Annotated in this window: 15 protein-coding genes; 12 read left to right on the top strand and 3 right to left on the bottom strand. The window is 59.1% G+C overall.

Translation table 11 applies throughout. The features are described 5' to 3' along the window. Positions 1–198 precede the first annotated feature (198 nt). From K7H22_RS04530 to K7H22_RS04545, 4 genes are all read left to right on the top strand, one after another. A complete protein-coding gene (locus K7H22_RS04530; RefSeq protein WP_230799554.1) occupies positions 199–1,359 on the top strand; it encodes an efflux RND transporter periplasmic adaptor subunit in 1,161 nt (386 codons plus the stop codon). Between the two features lie 9 nt (positions 1,360–1,368). Next, a complete protein-coding gene (locus K7H22_RS04535; protein WP_230799555.1) occupies positions 1,369–4,479 on the top strand; it encodes an efflux RND transporter permease subunit in 3,111 nt (1,036 codons plus the stop codon). Between the two features lie 78 nt (positions 4,480–4,557). Beyond that, positions 4,558–4,875: an ArsR/SmtB family transcription factor gene (locus K7H22_RS04540; RefSeq protein ID WP_230799556.1), complete on the top strand. Its 318-nt coding sequence runs from the start codon at positions 4,558–4,560 to the stop codon at positions 4,873–4,875. Positions 4,876–4,919: 44 nt separating this feature from the next. Beyond that, positions 4,920–5,969 (top strand): permease, encoded by a 1,050-nt coding sequence (locus K7H22_RS04545; RefSeq protein WP_230799557.1) that lies wholly within the window; start codon positions 4,920–4,922, stop codon positions 5,967–5,969. A 48-nt stretch (positions 5,970–6,017) separates the two neighbouring features. Here K7H22_RS04545 and ald read toward each other — a convergent pair whose 3' ends face one another. Continuing rightward, a complete protein-coding gene (gene ald / locus K7H22_RS04550) occupies positions 6,018–7,136 on the bottom strand; it encodes an alanine dehydrogenase (protein ID WP_230799558.1) in 1,119 nt (372 codons plus the stop codon). A gap of 141 nt (positions 7,137–7,277) precedes the next feature. Here ald and K7H22_RS04555 point away from each other — a divergent pair, with 141 nt between their 5' ends. Together K7H22_RS04555 and K7H22_RS04560 are read left to right on the top strand one after the other, a co-directional pair. Continuing rightward, on the top strand, positions 7,278–7,736 hold the full coding sequence (locus K7H22_RS04555; RefSeq protein WP_230799559.1) for an Lrp/AsnC family transcriptional regulator: 459 nt from the start codon (positions 7,278–7,280) through the stop codon (positions 7,734–7,736). 67 nt (positions 7,737–7,803) lie between these two features. Then, positions 7,804–9,390: a GMC family oxidoreductase gene (locus K7H22_RS04560; protein WP_230799560.1), complete on the top strand. Its 1,587-nt coding sequence runs from the start codon at positions 7,804–7,806 to the stop codon at positions 9,388–9,390. A 106-nt stretch (positions 9,391–9,496) separates the two neighbouring features. Here K7H22_RS04560 and rpsU read toward each other — a convergent pair whose 3' ends face one another. Beyond that, the gene (gene rpsU / locus K7H22_RS04565; protein ID WP_230799561.1) at positions 9,497–9,703 is read right to left on the bottom strand and encodes a 30S ribosomal protein S21; all 207 of its coding nucleotides are present in this window, start codon (positions 9,701–9,703) and stop codon (positions 9,497–9,499) included. Between the two features lie 133 nt (positions 9,704–9,836). On the opposite strand from rpsU, the gene K7H22_RS04570 reads away from it, so the two are divergent. From K7H22_RS04570 to K7H22_RS04585, 4 genes are all read left to right on the top strand, one after another. Then, positions 9,837–10,535, top strand: a complete 699-nt coding sequence (locus K7H22_RS04570) for a COQ9 family protein (protein WP_230799562.1) — start codon at positions 9,837–9,839, stop codon at positions 10,533–10,535. Positions 10,536–10,562: 27 nt separating this feature from the next. Then, positions 10,563–11,546: an NAD(P)H-quinone oxidoreductase gene (locus K7H22_RS04575; RefSeq protein WP_230799563.1), complete on the top strand. Its 984-nt coding sequence runs from the start codon at positions 10,563–10,565 to the stop codon at positions 11,544–11,546. Between the two features lie 52 nt (positions 11,547–11,598). Then, positions 11,599–12,582, top strand: coding sequence for a quinone oxidoreductase family protein (locus tag K7H22_RS04580; RefSeq protein WP_230799564.1), 984 nt, complete (start codon positions 11,599–11,601; stop codon positions 12,580–12,582). 360 nt (positions 12,583–12,942) lie between these two features. Continuing rightward, positions 12,943–13,263 (top strand): H-NS family nucleoid-associated regulatory protein, encoded by a 321-nt coding sequence (locus K7H22_RS04585; RefSeq protein ID WP_230799565.1) that lies wholly within the window; start codon positions 12,943–12,945, stop codon positions 13,261–13,263. Between the two features lie 69 nt (positions 13,264–13,332). On the opposite strand, the gene K7H22_RS04590 is transcribed toward K7H22_RS04585, so the two are convergent. Beyond that, entirely contained in the window at positions 13,333–13,980 is a 648-nt protein-coding gene (locus tag K7H22_RS04590; protein WP_419248148.1) for a ribonuclease T2 family protein, read from the bottom strand. 192 nt (positions 13,981–14,172) lie between these two features. On the opposite strand from K7H22_RS04590, the gene K7H22_RS04595 reads away from it, so the two are divergent. Then, complete coding sequence (locus tag K7H22_RS04595; RefSeq protein ID WP_230799566.1) at positions 14,173–14,937, top strand: DUF1013 domain-containing protein; 765 nt, start codon at positions 14,173–14,175, stop codon at positions 14,935–14,937. Between the two features lie 136 nt (positions 14,938–15,073). Then, on the top strand, positions 15,074–16,219 hold the full coding sequence (locus K7H22_RS04600) for an FAD-dependent oxidoreductase (protein WP_230799567.1): 1,146 nt from the start codon (positions 15,074–15,076) through the stop codon (positions 16,217–16,219). Positions 16,220–16,247 lie beyond the last annotated feature (28 nt).

The following is a 16,247-nucleotide window of genomic DNA, read 5'->3' on the forward strand; positions in this document are numbered from 1 at the left end:
GACCCGCACGGCTTAGTGTGGGTCACTTGCAGTATCGGTAGTCTCTTTAGTGACGTTAATGTTGGGTCGCCAATGGTTGCCTAACACGGGCAACAGTTTACTTGTTCCGCAGTTTTTCTGAAACCAGCGACGATAATCTGTCTATCTGACGCATTATCGTGGGCGTTCAACGGGCCTGCCGACACCTGAGGAGACTACATGTCACTGTTCAAACAGATGCTGTTATCCGTTGTGGCACTTGGTATTGCCTTGGGGGTCTGGATCGCGTTCGTGCCCGCCGCTCAGCCCGTGCTGGAACGGCTGGGTGTCTATAATCTTCTGGGTATCGAACCCTCAACCGCATCGGCGCAGGCAGGCGGCGCTGGTTTCGGGCCTGGCGGTCCGGCGAAAGTTGTTCTGGACACTGTAAGGCGGGAGGTGCTCAGCCAGCGCGTCAACGCTATCGGCGATGGTCGTGCCCTGCGTTCTGTCAGTGTGCGCGCCGAACGGACTGGCAGCGTGAGGGAGGTTGAGGTGGTATCGGGCGCCTATGTCGAAGAGGGGGCCGTGATGGTCCGCCTTGAGGATCGGGCCGAGGTTATCGCCCTCGAACGTGCCCGTCTGATGTTGGCGGATGCAGAGGACTCGTTGCAGCGTGTGACACAGTTGGGCGATTCCGGCGCTGTCACGGCTGTACGTATCCGTGAAGCGCAGCTGGCGGTCGAGAATGCCCAGCTTGCGATCCGGCAGGCCGAAGTTGATCTTGACCAGACCGTTGTTGTCGCGCCGATTTCCGGTTGGCTTGGCCTTGTCGGTGTCGAGGTCGGCGATCGTCTGGCGGCGCAGGATGTGATCGGCGTTCTGACAGACCGGTCGCAGATCACCATTGATTTCCGTGTTCCTGAGCGGGTGATCGGCGAGTTGGAGACTGGTATGGATGTTCAGGTGCGCTCGATGTCGGGCGTGCCAGTTCCCGTTGCGGGCAAGCTGACAGCGGTAGACAATGTGGTCGACCGTGCAAGCCGCACCCTGCGGGTGCAAGCGGTCGTCGAAAATGGAAGCGATATGCTGCGCGAAGGTATGGCCTTTGAGGTGACGATGGATTTTGCGGGTGAGCCCTTTCCCTCCGTCGATGCACTGGCCGTACAATGGTCCAGCACAGGATCTTTCGTGTGGCTGGTGCGCGACAACAAGGTGCAACGCGTGCCTGTAGTAATCCTGCAGCGTAATCCCGAACGCGTGCTGGTCGAAGGCGAACTGGTCGAAGGCGATGAGGTTGTGATCGAGGGTGTCCAAACATTGCGTCCCGGTTCCGACGTCGTTCCGGTGACCAATGCCTCGGCTGCACGAGCCGAGGCCGCAACACCCGCGCGTCTTTAAGGGGGCGAGATGAAGAACCCGTCCAATCCAGCCCCGTCGACAGCCGGAACAGCTGTTTTCGTTCGCAGGCCGATCCTGGCTTTCGTGCTTAGTTCCCTTATCGTGATTGCCGGTTTTGCCGCGCTGTTCGGGGTCGAGGTGCGGGAACTGCCCGATGTGGATCGTCCTGTCGTCACGGTGACGACGAACTTTTCCGGCGCGTCGCCCGAAACGGTCGATCAGGAACTGACAGGCCGGATCGAGGGTGCTGTGGGCCGCGTTTCAGGCGTGCGGACCATCTCTTCCGAGTCGCGCTACGGTCGTAGTCGGGTCACGCTGGAATTCACCGACGGGGTCGATCTGGACGTGGCGGCATCGGATACACGTGATGCTGTGTCGCGGATTGCCAATGACTTGCCCGATGACGCGGATGAACCCAGCATCGTCAAGGCAGATGCCAACGCAGATGCGGTGATGCGGATTGCCGTCACTTCGGAAACCCGCTCGCCGCAGGATCTGACGCAGCTGGTGCGCGATCAGGTCGAGGATCGCCTGATCTCGATTCCCGGCGTAGCTGATTTGCAGGTCTATGGTGACCGCGAGGCGATTTTCCGTGTCGATATTAACCAACTTGAACTGGCCAGCAGAGGGCTTTCCCTTGCCGACATGGCCCGCGCGCTTGGTGATGTTGCCTTTGACGTGCCAGCCGGTGATCTGGATGGCAATCGCCAGTCGATCAACGTGCGGACAACAGCGACGGTCATTACCCCCGAAGCTTTCGAGGCGTTGGAACTAAGCCCCAATGTCATCATCGGTGATGTGGCCCGCGTTACGCTGGGGCCTGCGCCGAATGAAACAGTTTTGCGCGCCAATGGCGAAAACGGTATTGGTATGGGTATCATCCGAGCGGCGACCAGCAATACCCTTGATATCTCTTCAGGTGTGCATGAGGCCATTGCACAATTGCAAGATGTGCTTCCCGATGACGTCAAGATTTTCGTCACCTCTGACGATGCAGTCTTTATCAACGGCTCCATCAAGGAAGTGATCACGACACTAGGTCTGGCGATCGCTATCGTTGTGGGCGTGATCTTTGTCTTCCTGCGGGACTGGCGCGCGACGCTGATCCCGACGTTGACACTGCCGGTCGCACTGGTCGGGACACTGGCGGCGATCTATATCGTCGGGTTCTCGGTTAATATCCTGACCTTGCTGGCGCTTGTGCTGGCCACCGGCATGGTTGTGGACGATGCGATCGTGGTGCTGGAAAACATTGTGCGCCGCCGTTCCGAAGGCATGGGGCCACGCGCCGCGGCGGTCTTGGGCACCCAGCAGGTCTTTTTCGCCGTTGTCACAACGACCGCCACGCTGGCGGCTGTGTTTGTTCCGCTGTCATTCCTTCCCGGTCAGGCAGGGGGCTTGTTCCGCGAATTCGGCTTTACCCTTGCAATGGCTGTCATGCTGTCCTCGGTTGTGGCCTTGACGCTTGCGCCGGTTCTGGCCAGCCGGTTGCTGACCCGAAACGACACAAACGACACGCCGAAACGCGGCCCCATGATCTGGTTGGGCGACCGTCTAGCGAGCCTCTATGCCACCACCTTGCGAGGGGCGCTTGCGGCCCCGTGGGTTGTCGTGCTGGTCGCGGTCCTATTCGCGACGACCGCCGTTCTGGTCGCTGGCGGTATCCGGCAGGAGCTTACCCCGCGCGAGGATCGCGCGGTGATCCTGACCTCGGTGACAGCGCCGACCGGCGTTTCGCTGAACTATACCAGTTCGAAATTGCTTGAGATCGAAAGTGCGATGGCCCCGCTGCGCGAAAGCGGCGAGATGACCAATATCTTCTCGATCACAGGCTTTGGTGCCTCGAACCGTGGTTTTGTCGTCATGACGCTAGCCAATTGGGATGAGCGCGACCGCAGCCAGCAAGAGATTGTCGGCGACGTGAACCGGAACCTGTCTGGCGTGGTAGGTGTGCGGGCCTTCGTGATCCAGCCCAACTCCTTGCGTATTCGCGGGGCAGGGCGGGGATTGAGCTTTGCCATCACTGGAAACGACTATGAGCAACTTTCCGGTGTCGCCGACGAGTTGGTGCAGGCAATGCAGCAAAACCCTGCGATGGGACAGGTCCGGCTGGAATATGAAACAACGCTGCCACAGCTTTTCGTCGAGATCGACCGCACCCGCGCGTCTGATCTGGGCGTGAATATCACAGGTCTTGGGGACGCGTTGCGGGCAGTTCTGGATGGTCGCAGCGTGGGATCGGTCTTTATCAACGACACGTCCTATGATGTGCAGATGCTATCCACGACCGATCCGGTGAACGACCCTACCGATCTGGAAAACATCTTTGTTCAAGCCTCGAACGGTAACATGGTCCCGATGTCCAGCTTTGTGACGCTGGAAGAGCGCGCAGTTGCGCCTGAGTTGAAGCGCGAGAACAAGGCCCGCTCGGTCGAGATTACAGCAGGTCTGACCCCGGGGATGTCGCTGGGGGATGCGCTGGCCGAGGTGCGTGACATCTCGCAGGATATCCTTGCACCGGAGAACGCGATTGTTCCATTGGCCGAGGCCGCAGCACTTGATCAGACGTCGTCGGGGCTTTTCGTAACGTTTGGATTCGCCATTCTGGTTGTCCTGCTGGTACTGGCCGCACAGTTCGAAAGTTTCATTTCCGCCGTGGTGGTGATGGCAACTGTGCCTTTAGGCTTGGCCTGCGCAATTTTTGCGCTGCTGTTCAGCGGTCTCAGCCTGAACGTCTATAGCCAGATCGGGTTGGTGATGCTCATAGGCATCATGGCCAAGAACGGGATTCTGATCATCGAATTCGCAAACCAGTTACGCGACAAAGGTGCAGATGTTCGGCAGGCGATCTTTGATGCCTCGACCATCCGCCTGCGCCCCGTGATGATGACAATGACATCCACCGTTCTGGGCGGTGTTCCGTTGATCTTGTCATCCGGTGCTGGTGCCGAAGCGCGCGAGGCTCTGGGCTGGGTGATCGTTGGCGGACTGGGGCTTGCCACGGTATCGACGCTCTATCTGACGCCTGTGGCCTATCTGTTGCTGGCACCATTCAGCCAACCCAAGGTCGAGGAGGAACGCCGCTTGGTGCGCGAGTTGGAAGAGGCGCAGCGTATCTGATCAGTGTTCCTGCGGTCTCTCGTTTTCAGAAACCTGACGTGATGTTGACAAAACTAGTTTTTTAGTTTTAATGAGGGAATGACAACTGCAACGCCCATATCCCGCGCTTTGGCCGCTCTTGGCCATGATGTGCGCCTGTCGATCTACCGTCTGCTGGTGCGGGCAGGCGAAGGCGGGTTGAGCATTGGTGACGTGATTGATCATCTAGATATCGCGCCGTCGACCTTGGCGCACCATCTGGGCACTCTGGTCGATGCGGGGCTTGTGACGCAGGAAAAGCAGGGCCGAACGGTGATCAACAGGGTGGACTATGCCGTGATGCACAACACGGTCAGTTTCCTGACTTCAGAATGTTGCTGCGGCGTGTCGCTGTCCAAGTCGCAGACGGCTGCATGACTGGTTTTATCATTTAATATAACTAGATAATTAGGGAAATAGATATGACTGATCTGTCTGTGGAACCAACTCGCCCTTCGTCGCTTGTTGTCGTGATCTGGAAAAAACACCGTGTATGGCTGGCTTCGGCGTTGATCCTTGCAGTGTTATTGCTGCTTGATCCGCCTCAGGCCGCAGAATCCACCCGCTTTGCGGTCACAGCTTTGGCGGGCACAGCTCCTTTTCTTCTGCTCTCGATCGGAATTGCGGCTTGGGCGGTGACCACAGGCGCCGACAACCTGATTGCCAAGGCGTTCACCGGCGCCCCCGTTTTGATGATCCTGATGGCGGCGCTGGCGGGCGCGGTATCGCCCTTCTGTTCCTGCGGCGTCATCCCTCTGATTGCGGCGCTATTGGCGATGGGGGTGCCTCTGTCTGCTGTCATGACCTTCTGGCTGGCCTCGCCCGTCATGGACCCGTCCATGTTCGTGCTGACTGCCGGGGTGATGGGTTTCGAATTCGCAGTCGCCAAAACGCTGGCGGCTGTTGGCTTGGGCCTGATGGGCGGGGCGGTCGTGCATCTGGTTACAAAGGCAGGTGGACTGTCAATGCCGCTGCGCGAAGGGATAGGCAATGGCGGCTGCGGAGCCTCGAAAATACGCGCCCCGAAACCCGTCGTCTGGCGGTTCTGGCGGGAGCCTGAGCACCGCGCCAAATTCGGGCGCGAGGCGTTGAGCGTGTCCCTGTTCCTGACAAAATGGCTACTGCTGGCCTTTATTCTGGAAAGCCTGATGCTGGCCCTCATTCCGGCAGAGACCGTGACCGCGGTGCTGGGTGGTACAGGTATAGTCCCGATCGCGATAGGCACGCTGGTGGGTGTGCCTGCCTATTTGAACGGTTATGCCGCCTTGCCGCTGGTTGGTGGCCTGGTCGCGCAAGGCATGGCACCCGGGGCGGGTCTGGCTTTTCTGGTGGCCGGTGGTGTCACGTCACTGCCCGCAGCAATTGCCGTCTGGGCTTTGGTCAAGCCGCAGGTCTTTGCGGTTTATATCGCGGTATCTTTGGGCGGGGCTTTCGTGACCGGCCTGCTGTTCCATTTCTGGACGCTGGCCTGACATCACAGAGAAATGCGCGGCGCAAAACAATTGCACCGCGCATTTTTTTCAGGCGGCAACAAGTGCCTTGGGATCGACAGTGGCGATCCCCAAAGCTTCGCCCACCGCGGCATAGGTCAATTGCCCCGCATGCACGTTCAGACCCGCCAGAAGATGCGGGTCTTCCGCACAAGCGCGCTTCCACCCTTTATCGGCCAAGGCCAGCATGAAAGGCATCGTTGCGTTGCCAAGGGCAAGCGTAGAGGTGCGCGCAACAGCGCCGGGCATATTCGCCACGCAATAATGCATGATCCCGTCCACCGCGTAGATCGGGTCCTGATGGGTCGTGGCCTTCGATGTCTCGAAACAACCGCCCTGATCAATCGCGACATCCACCAGCACGGCACCGGGCTTCATCACGGCCAGTTGCGCGTGGGTGATCAGCTTGGGTGCCGCCGCTCCGGGGATCAGAACCGCACCCACCACCATATCGGCCATCGGCAGCAATTCGGCCAGCAATCCGGCCGAGGAATAGCCTGTCTTGAACTGGCCGCCGAACACATCGTCCAGATAGCGCAAGCGCGGAAGCGAGCGGTCCAGCACGGTCACATCCGCGCCCATACCTGCAGCGATCTTGGCCGCATGGGTGCCCACGACACCGCCACCGATCACCAGAACGCGGGCAGGACCAACACCGGGCACGCCACCCATCAATACGCCGCGCCCGCCATTGGCCTTCTGCAGCGTCCATGCGCCGACTTGCGGTGCCAGACGCCCCGCCACTTCGGACATGGGAGCCAGCAGCGGCAGGCCGCCTGAGCGGTCCGTCACGGTCTCATAGGCAATGGCGGTGCAGCCCGAGGCCAGCAGATCACGGGTCTGGTCGGGATCTGGGGCCAGATGCAGATAGGTGAACAGCAACTGCCCCTCGCGCAGCATCTTGCGCTCACCGGCCTGCGGTTCCTTGACCTTGACGATCATGTCGGACGTGGCAAACACCTCGGCAGCGGTGGCGATGATCGTGGCACCGGCGGATGTGTAGTCGGCATCTGTGAAGCCTGCCCCGACACCTGCGCCGGTCTCGATCAGCACTTCATGGCCGTGGGCCACAGCTTCCAGTGCTGCATTAGGTGTCATGCCAACGCGGAATTCCTGCGGTTTGATTTCTTTCGGACATCCGATTTTCATTGTGGTTTCCTCCCATTTGTCGCGTTTTGCCCATGATGACGCAAAACCGGCGCAAAGCGCTTGATTTCAGGGTCGCATTTGCAGCGCTTTTCCGGATATCCTTCGAGAAATCCGGTTTTTTATCGAAGGATTCTTCGCTTCATGGCCTTAGACCCGACGGATCGTCGTATTCTGGCTGTTCTCCAGCGCAAAGGGCGCATCTCGAATGCCGATCTATCGGAAGAGGTGAACCTGTCGGCTTCGGCCTGCCATCGCCGCGTCCAGCGTCTTGAAGAAGACGGCTATATCAGCAGCTATGTCGCCCTTCTGGATCGTCGCAAAATGGGGTTACCTACGCTGGTCTTTGTCGAGATCACCCTGTCAGGTCAGGCGGATGATCTGCTGGATGCTTTCGAAAAGGCCGTGTCGCGCATTCCCGATGTGCTGGAATGTCACCTTATGGCGGGCACCGCCGATTACATCCTCAAGATCGTGGCCGAGGATACCGAGGATTTTGCCCGCATCCACCGCCAGCATCTGTCGCGCCTGCCCGGTGTGGCGCAGATGCAAAGCAGCTTTGCTTTGCGGACCGTTTTCAAGACGACGGCGATTCCGGTCTGAAAGCTGCGCGCGATACGTTGCCAACAGGACGCCATTCCAGCAGATTGCCTCTACTGGGAGGATAGACATGCAGTGGGATTACATCATCGTGGGCGCAGGCAGCGCCGGATGCGTGCTTGCCAAACGTCTGACCGACGCAGGCCACCGCGTGCTGCTGCTCGAGGCGGGCGGAACAGATACCTATCACTGGGTCCATATACCGATGGGCTATCTTTACTGCATCGGCAATCCGCGCACCGACTGGATGTATCGCACGGCGCAAGAGGCGGGGCTGAACGGGCGGTCCTTGATCTATCCGCGCGGCAAGGTGTTAGGGGGATGTTCGTCGATCAACGGGATGCTCTATCTACGGGGGCAGGCGGCGGATTATGACGGCTGGCGGCAGCTGGGCCTGCCCGGTTGGGGTTGGGACGACGTGCTGCCTTATTTCAAACGCTCCGAGGATTTCGTGGAAGGCGAAAGCGAGATGCACGGCGCGGGCGGCGAATGGCGGGTAGAAAACCAGCGCCTGCACTGGGATGTGCTGGATGACTGGAAAGCCGCCGCCGTGGCGGCGGGCCTGCCTGAAACCACTGATTTCAACACCGGTAATAACGAGGGTGTGGGCTATTTCCGCGTGAACCAGCGCAACGGTTGGCGGATGAACACCGCGCGCGCCTTCTTGCGGACACGCAAGGGGCAGGGGTTGCAGGTCGAAACCCATGCCCAGACCCGTCGTGTGCTGATCGAGGACGGGCGCGCCGTAGGCGTCGAATATCAGCAGGGCAGCGAGGTCAAAACCGCCCGGGCGCGGGCCGAGGTGATCCTGTCCGCAGGCAGCATCGGTTCGGTACAGGTGCTGCAACTGTCGGGGCTTGGCCCCGCCGATCTGCTGTCGCGCCACGGGATTGCCGTAGTGCGCGATATTCCGGCTATCGGTGCAAACCTGCAAGACCATCTGCAACTGCGCTGCGCGTGGAAACTCAAAGGGGCCAAGACGCTGAACACGATGGCCAGTTCCATGCTGGGCAAGGCCAAGATCGGGTTGGAATATGTGTTGCGCCGGTCTGGTCCCATGTCGATGGCTCCCAGCCAGTTGGGTGCCTTCTCGCGCTCGCGCGAAGATCTGGCGACACCGGATCTGGAATATCACGTCCAGCCGCTGACGCTTGAGGCGTTCGGCCAGCCTTTACATGATTATCCCGCTATGACCGCCTCTGTGTGTAATTTGCGCCCCGAAAGCCGTGGCACGGTCGCGATCACCAGTAATGATCCGCGCGATGCCCCGCGTATCGCACCCAACTATCTGAACACCGAAGGCGACCGCCGCGTTGCCGTTGATGCGATCCGGCAGGCGCGCCGGATCATGGAACAAGCGCCGATGGCCCGCTATGCTCCCGAAGAGATGAAGCCCGGCTTCACAGCGCAGACTGATGAGGAGTTGAGGCAGGCTGCAGGCGATATCGGCACGACGATTTTTCATCCTGTCGGTACCGTTCGCATGGGCCACGATGAGGCCGCCCCGCTTGATGCCGAATTGCGGCTGCGCGGAATTGCCGGGTTGCGCGTTGTGGATGCCAGCGTGATGCCGGTGATCACCTCGGGCAATACAAACTCGCCCACGATCATGATTGCGGAAAAGGCGGCTGACATGATTCTTGCCGCTGCGCGTTGAACCCTCTGTCAGCTCTTCCGGCGGGCCAAAAAAACAAACCCCCGGGCCAGGGCACGGGGGTCGTCTTGTTCTAGCGTTCAAGCTTTCGGGAAAGGGGACTTTTGCTTCAAAGACCGCCTTCGCGCTGGGCTTTCTTACGTGCCAGTTTACGGGCACGACGGATAGCTTCGGCTTTCTCGCGCGCTTTCTTGACGGAGGGTTTCTCGAAATGTTGCTTGAGCTTCATTTCGCGGAACACGCCTTCACGCTGCAGCTTTTTCTTCAGAGCCCGAAGGGCCTGATCGACATTGTTGTCACGAACACTAACCTGCATGTGGTTTTCACCACCTTTCTAAGTTTGAGTTGCAAGAATTTGCAGGAGGTGGCCGTATAGCAAAGCGCGCCCTACTTGTCTAGGGTAACCCAGACGCGCCCCGTCGGGTATGACGGACAGGAAGGAATCCCTGATGACCGATACAGATGTGAAAGAGCGGCTGCTGGATGCGGCCTTGATGCATGTGCCGTTCGATGGCTGGTCCGAGGAGACATTCGCGGCGGCGATCCGTGATATCGGCGTTGCGCGCGCAGTGGCGCGTGCGGCCTGCCCGCGCGGTGCGGTTGATCTGGCCTTAGCTTATCATGCGCGCGGTGATGCCTTGATGCAGGCGCGTCTGGCAGAAACGGATCTGGGCGCTTTGCGTTTTCGTGACCGTGTCGCTCTTGCGGTGCGTTACCGGCTTGAGGTGGCGGATGACAAAGAGGTGGTGCGCCGCGGAACGGCCCTGTTTTCCCTGCCAGTCTATGCCCCTGAGGGCGCGCGCGCCATCTGGAACACATGCGACCTGATTTGGACAACGCTGGGCGATACGTCCGACGATATCAACTGGTACACCAAAAGGGCGACGCTGTCGGGCGTGTACGGTTCGACCCTGCTGTTCTGGCTTGGTGACGATTCTCTGGATCATCAGGCGACATGGTCCTTTCTGGACCGGCGCATTGACGATGTAATGCGCTTCGAGAAACTGAAAGCCTCGGTGCGGGACAACAAGGCGCTAAGCAGTTTGCTGGCCGCTCCGCTTTCGGTACTGGGAAAGATCCGCGCCCCGGGGAAAACGACCGGTCAGGACGGATGGCCTGGACGCTGGCCCTCACAAGGCGGGCGCTGAAACTGCACCACGAAAAAAGGAAGACTTATGACCGATACGATGCGCGCTGTTGAAATCACCGAACCCGGCGGGCCGGACGTTCTGCGCCTATGCTCGCGGCCTGTGCCGAAACCTGCGGCTGATCAGGTGGTGATCAAGCTAGCCTATGCTGGTGTGAACCGCCCCGATGCCTTGCAGCGCGCGGGGATGTATGCCCCGCCTCCGACCGCCAGCGATTTGCCGGGACTTGAAGGCGCGGGCGAGGTGGTGGCGATAGGCGCTGCCGTCACAACGGTGAAGGTAGGCGATCAGGTCTGCGCGCTGTTGCCCGGTGGCGGATATGCGGAATATGTGGCCACCCCTGCCGCACATTGCTTGCCAGTACCCAAAGGCATGGACCTCAAGCAGGCGGCCTGCTTACCCGAGACTTTCTTTACCGTCTGGTCCAATGTCTTCCAGCGCGGGGCCCTTAAAGCGGGTGAGCGGTTCCTGATCCATGGTGGATCAAGCGGGATAGGAACAACGGCCATCCAGCTTGCCAAGGCATTCGGTGCAAGGGTGTTTGTCACCGTAGGGGCTGCTGACAAAGCGCGCGCCTGCGTGGACTTGGGGGCCGAGCGCGCGATCATCTACCGCGAGGAGGATTTTGTCGAAGTTATGCGCGCCGAAGGTGGCGCTGATCTCATTCTTGATATGGTGGGCGGGCTTTACATCCCCCGCAACTTCCGCGCGCTGGCCGATGACGGACGGCTGGTCCAGATCGCTTTCCTGCAAGGTGCCAAGGTCGAGGTGAATTTCAGCGATCTGATGCGCCGCCGCCTGACCATGACGGGCAGCACCCTGCGCCCGCAGAGCGATCTGGCCAAAGCCCATATCGCCGATGCATTGCTTGCCGATGTCTGGCCCTTGCTGGAATCAGGTCTGGTTGCGCCAGTCATGGATAGCGAATTTCCGCTAGAGGAAGCCGCCGCCGCACATGCACGGATGGAAGCCAGCGGTCACATCGGCAAGATCGTTCTCAAGGTTGCGTAAGCAGCCGGTAATCCTCAAAACAAGCGCGACCCCAAGGGAAGAGGAAACCCAAATGACGACCATGGCCAAGACAGTGGTAATCGAAGAATTCGGCGGCCCTGAAAAGATGAAACTTGTGGATCGCGCTGTAGGCGATCCCGATCCGGGGCAGGTGCGCATTCGCCATCATGCCTGCGGGCTGAATTTCATCGACGTCTACCAGCGGACAGGGCTTTACCCGCTGCCGTTGCCGCATGCCTTGGGAATGGAAGCCGCAGGTGTCATCGAAGCCGTCGGTGAAGGGGTCACCCATCTGAAAGTCGGTGATCGCGCGGCCTATACATCGCAACCGCCGGGTGCCTATACCGAGGCGCGCGTAATGCCTGCGGCACAGGTGTGCCCGCTGCCTGACGGGATTTCCTTCGAACAGGGTGCGGCCATGATGCTCAAGGGGCTGACGGTCAATTACCTGTTCCACCGGACGGTTCCTTTGTCGCGCGGTGATACGGTTCTGTTCCATGCCGCAGCTGGCGGGGTTGGACTGATTGCTTGCCAATGGGCGCGGTCCGAGGGGATCAAGCTGATTGGCACCGCCGGAAGTGACGAGAAATGCCAGTTGGCCCTAGATCATGGCGCAACCCATTGCCTGAATTACCGTGACGGTGATTTTGCCGCAAAGGTTCGTGAATTGACGAATGGAAAAGGCGTTGATGTGGTCATGGATGCCGTTGGAAAAGATACTTTCGAAGGCTCTTTGAACAGTTTGCGCCCGCTTGGAATGATGATTTCCTTTGGCAACGCTTCCGGCAAAGTGCCTCCCTTCGATCTTGGAATTTTGGGGGCTAAGGGATCGCTTAAATTGACGCGCCCGACCGTTTACACGCATATCGGCGATCACTTGACCTGTCAGGAAATGGCAGCGCAGCTATTCGCTAAAGTTGAATCCGGTGATGTGGCCATCCGTATTGATCAGCGTTTTCCGCTTTCCGATGTTGCTATGGCGCATCAGGCCCTTGAAGCGCGCCAGACCACAGGGAGCACGATTCTCGAACTGTAAACATCCCGATCTTTCTTCAGTAAAAAAGAGGGAGGGGCACTCTGCCCCTCCCTCTTTTTCTTCGAGACAATTAATAAACGCCTACTTTTCTTGCGTTTACCTGCGCTAACGCGGTTCGGGTGCTTTGAGATAAACCGTATAATCACAATAAACTTCTGTAATCCAAAGTCCGAAAACCCATCGGATGATTGCTTTATAGGAAACTTATTTCTTTCCTAAACTGGGCTTGTTCTTCAAATTCAATTTGTCTTCTGCAATTGAATCTGTATTGTCCTGCACATTCTCGACTTATTCTCCTGTTCTGGATGGGGGCTTGGTTGTTGAGCGTAGAACAGTCTTTGATTGAATGGATGAATCGAAATGACACAAATCAACCTGGAAGAAATGACCCTGCCCGAACTGAAGTCCCTGCAAAAGAAAGTGGCAAAAGCCATCGAGGGATTTGAAGAGCGGCAGAAGTCGCACGCATTGGCCGAGCTTGAGGTGAAAGCGCGCGAACTGGGGTTTTCCTTGTCTGAATTGACCGGCGCGCCGCAAGGCAAGGCCAAGCGCAAGGCTGCGGCTCCGAAATACCGCCATCCCGACGATGCCAGCATCACCTGGACCGGCAAAGGCCGTCAGCCCGCATGGTTCAAAGCCGCCGTTACATCCGGTGTCTCACCGGACGACCTGCTGGTCTGATCCTGTTCAAAGCTTTCCGTAGTTTCAATGAAATCTCGGAAAGCTTTGAGCCCTTTATCCGAAACCGTCTTAGCGCAACGGATCAAACAAAGCGTCCTGCAGCGTGCAATCCCGCTGGACGTCGCGACCGCAAGGCACCGGATCAAGTGCTTTTGAAAGACATATCCTTGCCTCCTGAATGCGACCGTCGCGGCATGTGACGGTAAACATGTCAGGTTCCAGTTCCGGATTGTCCTTCAGGAATGCTTCCTCGATCAGACGTGCAGGCAGGCGCACAGGCTTGTCTAACCTGCGAAAGATAATGGGGCGGGTAATGCTGTCATAGGCTTTCCGCGACAGGTCGAAATAGCCCCGTGCGGTAAGGCCGCTGCAAACCCCGTGTTTGCGCCACTGGTGCCATGCCAGCCCCGATGTGCCCATGATATCAGACATGGCTTGCGTCATGGCAGGCGTCGGTTGCGGTTCGGTTGTCCGGCAATAGCTGGGCCAACCGCGATGGTATTGCGGCCAGAGGCCATGCAGCGTCCAGCCATGCCCGCTATCCTCGCGGCATTGCGGTGATCTGCGCGCATCGCCTTCCAACGCGCACCAGTTCGGGGACCAGCTTAACGCCATGACATAGTAATTGAACTCCCCGGGCCTCTCGGCCTCTGCTGTCAGTGCGCCGGCAAAGAGCAGGAACAGGGTTGTGATCGCGGACCGGAGCAACCGAAACAGTAAAGGCAAATCAGGCTCCAATCATAGTCTGGGTCAGGTTGGGCGCATTCGGGCTTTTCTTGGCGTGGCTTCTCTACTATATGACATCCAAGTTCCCCGACAACGGTAACCCGCCCCCACCAAGGGCAGCCTTTTCAGGCAGCGGGAAAGATTTGCCGTCCGGGGTCGCATTCGGGTCAAGGAGATGATGACATGACCAAACCGATCATGGCCAGGGCAACAGCCGTCTGGCTGGTGGACAATACCACGCTGACCTTCAAACAGATCGCTGACTTCACCGGAATGCACGAGCTTGAAGTGCAAGGTATCGCAGATGGCGATGTCGCCGCCGGGGTCAAGGGGTTTGACCCCGTGGCCAATAACCAGTTGACTCAGGACGAGATCGAGAAGGGTCAGTCGAACCCGCTGCACAAGCTGAAGCTCAAGTTCAACCCCGCCGCTGTCGGCGAGGAAACCCGCCGGGGTCCGCGCTATACACCGCTCAGCAAACGTCAGGATCGGCCTGCTGCGATCTACTGGCTGGTCAAGTTCCATCCCGAACTGACGGATGGGCAGATCGGCAAGCTTGTCGGCACGACCAAGCCGACCATTCAGGCGATTCGCGAGCGTACACATTGGAACATCGGGAACATCTCGCCGATTGATCCGGTCGCCCTTGGCCTTTGCAAACAGTCCGAACTGGATGCCGTCGTGCAGAAGGCTGCCGCCAAGCGCGCCGCCGAAGGTGGCGTGATGAGCGATGACGAACGCCGCAAGCTTGTCAGCACCGAGCAGTCCCTCGGAATGGAGGACGCGCCCCGCATGCCCACAGCGATCGAGGGTCTTGAAAGCTTCACGCTGCGTGAGGACGACGAGGACGACAAGCCCGAAATCAAATATGATGCAGACAGCTTCTTCAATCTGCCAGGCAATGACGATGATGAAGAGGACGAGGATGACAAGGGCGGACGCCGTTAAAGCTCTTCCAGCATCTGGTAATAGCAAAAAGCCCGGGCCGAAGTGTCCGGGCTTTTTCACATCCGCGCGCGGGATTAGACTTGGCATCGCTGTCCTCCAAAGGCACTCTGAACGCTGATCTGGACAGGAGCGGACCTTGGTCATTGCAGTTGTCGGTGCAGGGATGATTGGTGCTGCAGCGGCGCGCCATCTGGCGCAGGCCGGGCATCAGGTGGTGCTTGTCGGTCCACCCGAACCTCAAGACAAGATCCGGCATAACGGTGTCTTTGCCAGCCATTACGACGAGGGCAGGATCACACGGGCGCTGGACCCTTGGCCATTCTGGAGCAGGGTCAGTCGCGCCAGTATCGCCCGCTACCGCCAGATCGAGGCGGATAGCCGCGTGTTGTTCTTTCACGAGGTCGGCACCGTTCTGGCAGGGGACAAGACCAGCCCCTATATCACCCGCCTGTGCGACGTTCAGAAGCAGGATGATATTCCCTGCGAGTCGCTGCAGGATGCAGCACTGGCGTCACGCTTTCCCTTTTTCCGTTTTGGCGACGGAACCTTGGCCCTGCACGAGACACAGGGCGCGGGATACATCAATCCGCGCGCTTTGGTTCGTGCCCAGATCAGCCTTGCACGCAAGGCAGGTGCGCGTTTTTTGCCGGATACCGTGCTGGGTTTGGACGAGACCGCGGATGGTGTCTCGATCCGGACCGATCAGGGTACGGTTCTGGTCAACCAGGTGCTGGTGGCCGCAGGTGGTTTCGCCAATTCCGTTCTCGCAACGCCTTTGCCGCTGACTGTTTTTGCCCGCACTGTCGTCCTGATGGAGATTGACACAGCCGAGGCGGCCCGCCTGTCGGCGATGCCATCTCTCATCTGGCTGGAACCGGACGGGAATGATCCCTATCTCTTGCCGCCGATCCGCTATCCCGACGGGCGGACCTATCTCAAGATGGGCGGCGACGTGGTGGATGTCGTCCTGCCGGATACAGCGGCAACCAAGGACTGGTTCCGGTCCGGCGGAAATCCCGCCGTGGGGCAGATGCTGGAGGCACAGGTGCGCGCCCGTATGCCCGATCTGCGGATTATCTCGCGTCATGTGCAACCCTGCGTGACAACCTTCACCCCGCAAAACATCCCCGCTCTGGAACGCCTCAGCCCGCGATTGTCCGTGGCGGTCGGCGGCTGCGGCAGGGCTGCCAAATGCAGTGACGAATTGGGGCGACTGGGGGCTGAGCTTGCCTTGGGCCGTACATTGCCCGCGTGGGCGCTGGACGCGGCGTTGCCTAACTGAGAGCGTCCCGTATCTGTTTCTGCTTGCA

Origin of the sequence: Seohaeicola saemankumensis (genome assembly GCF_021021435.1) — a bacterium.
Lineage (GTDB): Bacteria > Pseudomonadota > Alphaproteobacteria > Rhodobacterales > Rhodobacteraceae > Seohaeicola.

Bases quoted from the DNA above. Each gene is read 5' to 3' on its own strand.
- K7H22_RS04530 (WP_230799554.1), top strand. From the start codon at position 199: ATGTCACTGTTCAAACAGATGCTGTTATCCGTTGTGGCACTTGGTATT.
- K7H22_RS04535 (WP_230799555.1), top strand. From the start codon at position 1,369: ATGAAGAACCCGTCCAATCCAGCCCCGTCGACAGCCGGAACAGCTGTT.
- K7H22_RS04540 (WP_230799556.1), top strand. From the start codon at position 4,558: ATGACAACTGCAACGCCCATATCCCGCGCTTTGGCCGCTCTTGGCCAT.
- K7H22_RS04545 (WP_230799557.1), top strand. From the start codon at position 4,920: ATGACTGATCTGTCTGTGGAACCAACTCGCCCTTCGTCGCTTGTTGTC.
- ald (WP_230799558.1), bottom strand. From the start codon at position 7,136: ATGAAAATCGGATGTCCGAAAGAAATCAAACCGCAGGAATTCCGCGTT.
- K7H22_RS04555 (WP_230799559.1), top strand. From the start codon at position 7,278: ATGGCCTTAGACCCGACGGATCGTCGTATTCTGGCTGTTCTCCAGCGC.
- K7H22_RS04560 (WP_230799560.1), top strand. From the start codon at position 7,804: ATGCAGTGGGATTACATCATCGTGGGCGCAGGCAGCGCCGGATGCGTG.
- rpsU (WP_230799561.1), bottom strand. From the start codon at position 9,703: ATGCAGGTTAGTGTTCGTGACAACAATGTCGATCAGGCCCTTCGGGCT.
- K7H22_RS04570 (WP_230799562.1), top strand. From the start codon at position 9,837: ATGACCGATACAGATGTGAAAGAGCGGCTGCTGGATGCGGCCTTGATG.
- K7H22_RS04575 (WP_230799563.1), top strand. From the start codon at position 10,563: ATGACCGATACGATGCGCGCTGTTGAAATCACCGAACCCGGCGGGCCG.
- K7H22_RS04580 (WP_230799564.1), top strand. From the start codon at position 11,599: ATGACGACCATGGCCAAGACAGTGGTAATCGAAGAATTCGGCGGCCCT.
- K7H22_RS04585 (WP_230799565.1), top strand. From the start codon at position 12,943: ATGACACAAATCAACCTGGAAGAAATGACCCTGCCCGAACTGAAGTCC.
- K7H22_RS04595 (WP_230799566.1), top strand. From the start codon at position 14,173: ATGACCAAACCGATCATGGCCAGGGCAACAGCCGTCTGGCTGGTGGAC.